This window comes from Staphylococcus sp. CoH_129_LAB_1 (assembly GCF_058191515.1).
Window position 1 is genome coordinate 1 of sequence record NZ_JBXWKZ010000051.1, and the last position, 5,724, is coordinate 5,724.

Here is a 5,724-nt window from a genome sequence, read left to right on the forward strand (position 1 = left end):
ACTTATCCCCTGTAAAATACAGAGAATTAGCAGCCTAGAACATAGTGTTTTTATTAAGTTCCCATTTTAAGGGTTCAAGTGCCTAATGATGTCCCAGACTTTTTTATATTAATTAAAATTGTTTTAGTAAATTGGCCATTTCAATTGCACTTACTGCTGCCTCTGCACCTTTATTACCTGCTTTTGTACCTGCTCTTTCAACTGCTTGTTCAATACTTTCAGTTGTTAAAACACCAAAAATAACCGGTGTATTTGTAGCATCATTTGCTTTTGATACGCCTTTAGCCACTTCATTACAAACATAGTCATAATGCGATGTTGCACCTCTAATGACACAGCCTAAAGTAATCACTGCATCGTAATCATTTTTTTGTGCTAATTTTTTAGCAACAAGTGGAATTTCAAATGCACCTGGTACATATGCAACATCAATGTTGCCCTCTTCTACCCCATGTCTTACTAATGTATCTTTAGCTCCATCTAATAAACGATTAGTAATAAAATCATTAAATCTGCTCACTACTATTGCAACTTTTAAATCTGTACCGACTAATCTTCCTTCAAAATTCATTCTAAATTCCTCCTAAATAAGATGTCCCATTTTTAATTTTTTTGTTTCCATATAATGATGATTATATTCCGTTTCTGGCACAATAATTTCCGTACGATCTGCAACTTTTATACCATAATCTTCTAAGCTTTCAAATTTCTTAGGATTGTTACTTAGTAAATTAACTTGTTGAACATTAAAATATTTAAGAATTTGAGCAGCTATGTGATAATCTCTTAAGTCTTCATCGAAACCTAATGCTAAGTTTGCAGTGACAGTATCATGTCCTTGCTCAATTAACTCGTAAGCTTTTAGTTTATTAATTAAACCAATACCTCTACCCTCTTGCGGTAAATATATTATTAGTCCACCATGCTCATTTATATATCTCATTGCTGTTTCTAATTGAGCACCACAATCACATCGTTGGCTATGGAAGATATCACCTGTTAAACAAGCTGAATGTAGTCTTACATTTTCAGTTGCCCGTGGTTCTCCTTTACCAAGTACAACAATATCTTCATGCGTATATTGAGATTGAAAACCATACATTTTAAAATCGCCAATATCAGTTGGCATTTTTACAGTTGCTTTAAGTTCAATATCTTCATTTTCTTGTTTACGACGATAATCAATTAAACTTTCAATTGTAATCATTTTTAATTGATGGCGTTCTTTAAATTGCTGTAATTCATTACCTTTTGCCATTGTACCATCGTCATTCATAATCTCACAAATAACCCCAGCAGGTGCAGCACCAGTTAATTTAGCTAAATCTACAGCAGCTTCTGTATGTCCTGGTCTAACTAATACACCTTTATCTTTAGCTACTAAAGGAAATAAATGTCCTGGTCTATGGAAACTTTCCGGTTTAGAACCAGGATTAATTAACGCTTTAGCTGTGGCAGTACGATCAAATGCGCTAATTCCTGTAGTAGTAGAAATATGATCGATACTTACAGTAAAATTTGTACCATATTCATCTGTATTACCTTCAACCATATGTTTAAGATTTAGATGTTCAGCAATCTGTGAACTTATAGGAGCACAAATTAATCCACGCGCTTCTTTGGCCATATAGTTAATGGTATCATCTTTCATCCATTGAGTGATTGCTATTAAGTCACCTTCATTTTCGCGATTTTCGTCATCTACTACAATTATGCTATCGCCATTTCTTAAAGCTTCTAAAGCTTCTTCAATGCTATCGAATTTCATTTAAGCCCCTCCTAAAATCCATATGCTTTTAATTTATCAACTGATAAATCAGATTTATTTTTACCGACAATACTTTCAACATATTTAAACAATACATCTGTTTCAAGATGAACCTCATCGCCCATCTTTTTATTAGAAAGAATCGTTGAACGTCTTGTTTCGGGAATAAGATGGATATCAAAACTATGTTGATGCAAATCAAAAATTGTTAAACTTACACCATCCACAGTGATAGAACCTTGCTTAACCATTTGTTTGATTACCGAGTCAGACGCTTTAATAGATACAATACGTGAATTCGGCGTTTCATTTATATTTATAATTGTTCCTTTTGCATCTACATGACCTAATACGAAATGTCCTCCGAAACGTCCACTTCCAGACATAGCTCGCTCAAGATTGACTTCATCATTTTCATTAATATTAGCTAAATATGTTTTATTTTCAGTTCCTTTAATCACTTGGACAGAAAATTGGTTTTGTTTAAAATCAATAACTGTTAAACATGCACCATTTACACTTATAGAATCACCAATATGCATATCTTCTGTAATTTTTTGACATGAAATATCTAATGTCCTTACAGATTGTTGTGTGCGAATGTTCTTTACAGTACCTATTTCTTCAACGATACCTGTAAACATTTATCATCACTTCTTTCGCAATGTCATTTTAATATTTTGTTGAATAGACTCGGTAGAAATCACTTCAAATTGTGGCGCATCATCTAAATCAATAACATTATCAGTTTGATAAAATTGATTTTTTCCAATACCGCCTATTATTTTCGGGGCATAATAAATAATAAGATTGTCTAAATAATTAGATTGGAGAAATTCTGAAGTTATATGAGGTCCAGCTTCTACTAATAATTTGCCAACACCTCTTTGATACATATCAGTTAAAATAGATTTTAAATTACATTCTTCTAAATATATTATTTTTATATGATGCCTTGGACTTTTTAGTTCGTGATTTTCAGTGTAAATCCAAATTTCACTATCCTGATCGTGAAATATCTGTTTTGAAAAATCAATTTGACCTCGCTTAGATAATATAATTCTTATTGGATGTTTACCATCTTGAATACGTGTTGTATATTGTGGATTGTCCGCTTCAATTGTTTTATTACCAGTCAATACTGCATCATGAGTATGTCTTAAATGATACACATCTTGTTTAACTGCTTTATTCGTAATCCACTGGCTTTGTCCACTATCAGTCGCTTGTTTACCATCTAATGAAGTCGATATTTTAACTGTAATTTCAGGTATTTGACGTTGTTTAGCTTTAAAAAATTCTTCATACAAAGCAAAAGCTTCTTCTGAATATTGATATTCAACTTCAATACCTGCCTTTGCAAGAATGACATCTCCCTCAGAAGGCAACGTCGTATCTTTTACAGCGTAAATCACTTTACTAAGTCCATGTTCAATAATTTTATTCACACAAGGTGGTGTTGACCCATAATGTGTACAGGGTTCAAGAGAAATATAAATTGTGCCGCCCTTTGCTTTGTCTTGTGCCATGTCTAAAGCCTGAACTTCTGCATGTTTCTCTCCTTGCTTTAAATGTGCACCAAGACCCACAATACGCCCATCTTTTACAACAACTGAGCCAACAGGAGGATTAATTCCGGTTTGTCCTTCTACCATTTGTGCTAATTGAATTGCGTATTTCATAAATTCACTCAAATTATCACCTCTAAAAAAAACCCTATACCTGTTTCACAGGCATAGGGCATGTATATATACTTAAATAAGCGTACTACAATTTTTAAATTGTGCATGCTTATACACCATTCATTAATGATGTGTTGATTCTTTCTCCCATCCAGACTTTTACTGTCGGCTCTAGAGTCTCACTAGATCAGCCACTTAATAAACTTTAATTAAGTGGGTCGCAGGCTTTATCACTGCCGGTTGGGAATTACACCCTGCCCCGAAAGAATACGTATGAAATTATGATTAAATTTGAGTCATCGTAGTTTAATACTACATCTATCATATTACATTTATTTTTAGAAAATTACAAATAAAGAATTTCAATTAAATTTTTAAATTTAATTCTTAAAGTGATATTTATTCATTATTGTGTAAATCATTATGACGTATGATCAAATTCATTTTGAATTTTATATAAGTAATCAACCGCGCTCACTGCTTGATTGACAATCATTTTTACTCCATTACGTAATTTGTTTACTCCATTAGTGATTTGTCCAATAGCAATCACATTATTTAAAGTACCATACCTAGGACTAATCACCTGGTTCGTTTCGGGTATAATTTGAATTCCACCCATCGGATGGGATTGAATAATTTGTCGATTTTGAAGATTTAAAATAAATTGGTCATCTTCGTCTAAATCTTCCAAATGTGTTTTGGAACCTGTTGCATTAATAATAATATGATGTGGATACCATTGTTCGTCATTTTTAAATTTTAAATTAAATATGCCATCTTTATATTTCACATCTTCTAAATCTTTTCTAACCACTAATGAACCATCTTCTATTAATTGTATAATAAGTTTCGCAGTTCGTGGGGGCATAGGATTTGAGTTAAGTTGGATGATCTTAGTGAAACGTTTATCAAATTCGACTTGATCTTGACGACTAAAGCTATTCCAAATCCAATTTAAGTTTTCTTTGACATTCTCTATTAATGTTTGGAAAGTACCTATCTCATCTCGATGTTCTAAATCATAATTTAAATCTTTAATAGTATCTCCTGTTCGACGGTGAACCAATTTTTGTAAGTCAATACGATTTAAATCACATTCTTTTTTAAAAAGATTAAATGCTTTCTCTAATGGTACATTCCCAAAATGTTTATCTTTAATATCGTTAAATTTAGATTTAGTTAAATACTTAAATTCTATTTTTTTCATATTACCTCTTACACTAGGGAATTGAGCAGAACGACTGGTCATCGTAATTGGTAGTTTAGGATGATGAAAAGCTACATAACGTACTACATCTAAACTGGCTAATCCCGTACCAATAATAGCTATATCATCAGATTCTTGTACATCATCTAATGTATTGTATGTAGGGTAAGGAGTCTGAATATAACCTTTTATGCCTTTTAAATTATAAGGGTCATGATATGACAAAGTACCTATAGTTAAGAATATGTAATCGTATACTCGACAATTATTCATATCTTTATTAGTACAGACATAATATTTCAGAGTGGTTTCATCTATATTTGAATTAATAAAGACTTCTTGAACTGGTTGTTTAATGACTGTGAGATTGTCATATAATTTTTCATAATGTGATAAGTAAGATTTCATATAATGGCCAAAAACAAATCTGGGTAAATACTTTGGATCTTTAACCTTAAAATCAGATTGTGTTTGATACCATTTCCAAAATTCTTCATCATCATCTAAATTTAAACTCATATTTTTAGTAGGTAAGTTAATTAATAATTGACTACTATCATTTTGAAAAGGAACGCCCTGCCCCATATTAAATTCGTTATCGTAGACATCGACTTTTAATTGTTTAAAGTCTTTGTGTTTAACGAGTTGTCTAAGTACACTCACACCTGCTGTACCCATGCCTATAATTGCTACTCGCATATTTAATATCATCCTTTTTTATATTTGTATTAACTTGAATATTAACATATTATATCAATACGATTCTCGTCTTCAAAACGTTTTACTAATAAGTTCATTATCCATTCAATACATAAATATTATGTAACTATGATAGAATTTAAATATTGAGGTGACTGAACAATGAAATTTTTATTAAAAACATTAATTGTTTTTATTATTGGATTTACTTGGTTTTCAAGAAAAAACAAAGCAGAATAAATAAAAAACCAACATCATCTAATTAAACAGATTGGACTGACCCCAATGAGTGGGAATGATATAAAAACACTTTCGTTGAATTCATATTAAAATGAATCATGCGGAGGTGTTTTTTCTATGAAAAG

At 31.5% G+C, this 5,724-nt stretch carries 5 protein-coding genes and 1 riboswitch; all 5 genes read right to left on the reverse strand.

What is annotated here, in order from left to right:
- Positions 1-112: 112 nt before the first annotated feature.
- Positions 113-571, reverse strand: a complete 459-nt coding sequence (ribH, locus tag AC2FB1_RS10870; protein WP_490675249.1) for a 6,7-dimethyl-8-ribityllumazine synthase — start codon at positions 569-571, stop codon at positions 113-115.
- A 12-nt stretch (positions 572-583) separates the two neighbouring features.
- The gene (ribB, locus tag AC2FB1_RS10875; protein WP_490675250.1) at positions 584-1,768 is read right to left on the reverse strand and encodes a 3,4-dihydroxy-2-butanone-4-phosphate synthase; all 1,185 of its coding nucleotides are present in this window, start codon (positions 1,766-1,768) and stop codon (positions 584-586) included.
- 11 nt (positions 1,769-1,779) lie between these two features.
- Positions 1,780-2,412, reverse strand: coding sequence for a riboflavin synthase (gene ribE / locus AC2FB1_RS10880; protein WP_490675251.1), 633 nt, complete (start codon positions 2,410-2,412; stop codon positions 1,780-1,782).
- Between the two features lie 6 nt (positions 2,413-2,418).
- Positions 2,419-3,462 carry a bifunctional diaminohydroxyphosphoribosylaminopyrimidine deaminase/5-amino-6-(5-phosphoribosylamino)uracil reductase RibD gene (gene ribD, locus AC2FB1_RS10885; RefSeq protein ID WP_490675252.1) on the reverse strand — a complete coding sequence of 348 codons (1,044 nt, stop codon included), beginning with the start codon at positions 3,460-3,462 and terminating at the stop codon, positions 2,419-2,421.
- A 123-nt stretch (positions 3,463-3,585) separates the two neighbouring features.
- A riboswitch (FMN riboswitch) is annotated at positions 3,586-3,721 on the reverse strand.
- Positions 3,722-3,871: 150 nt separating this feature from the next.
- Complete coding sequence (locus AC2FB1_RS10890) at positions 3,872-5,359, reverse strand: FAD/NAD(P)-binding protein (protein WP_490675253.1); 1,488 nt, start codon at positions 5,357-5,359, stop codon at positions 3,872-3,874.
- Positions 5,360-5,724: the final 365 nt, after the last annotated feature.

Excerpts from the sequence above, each read along its gene's own strand:
- ribH (WP_490675249.1), bottom strand. The coding sequence starts at position 571 with ATGAATTTTGAAGGAAGATTAGTCGGTACAGATTTAAAAGTTGCAATA.
- ribB (WP_490675250.1), bottom strand. The coding sequence starts at position 1,768 with ATGAAATTCGATAGCATTGAAGAAGCTTTAGAAGCTTTAAGAAATGGC.
- ribE (WP_490675251.1), bottom strand. The coding sequence starts at position 2,412 with ATGTTTACAGGTATCGTTGAAGAAATAGGTACTGTAAAGAACATTCGC.
- AC2FB1_RS10890 (WP_490675253.1), bottom strand. The coding sequence starts at position 5,359 with ATGCGAGTAGCAATTATAGGCATGGGTACAGCAGGTGTGAGTGTACTT.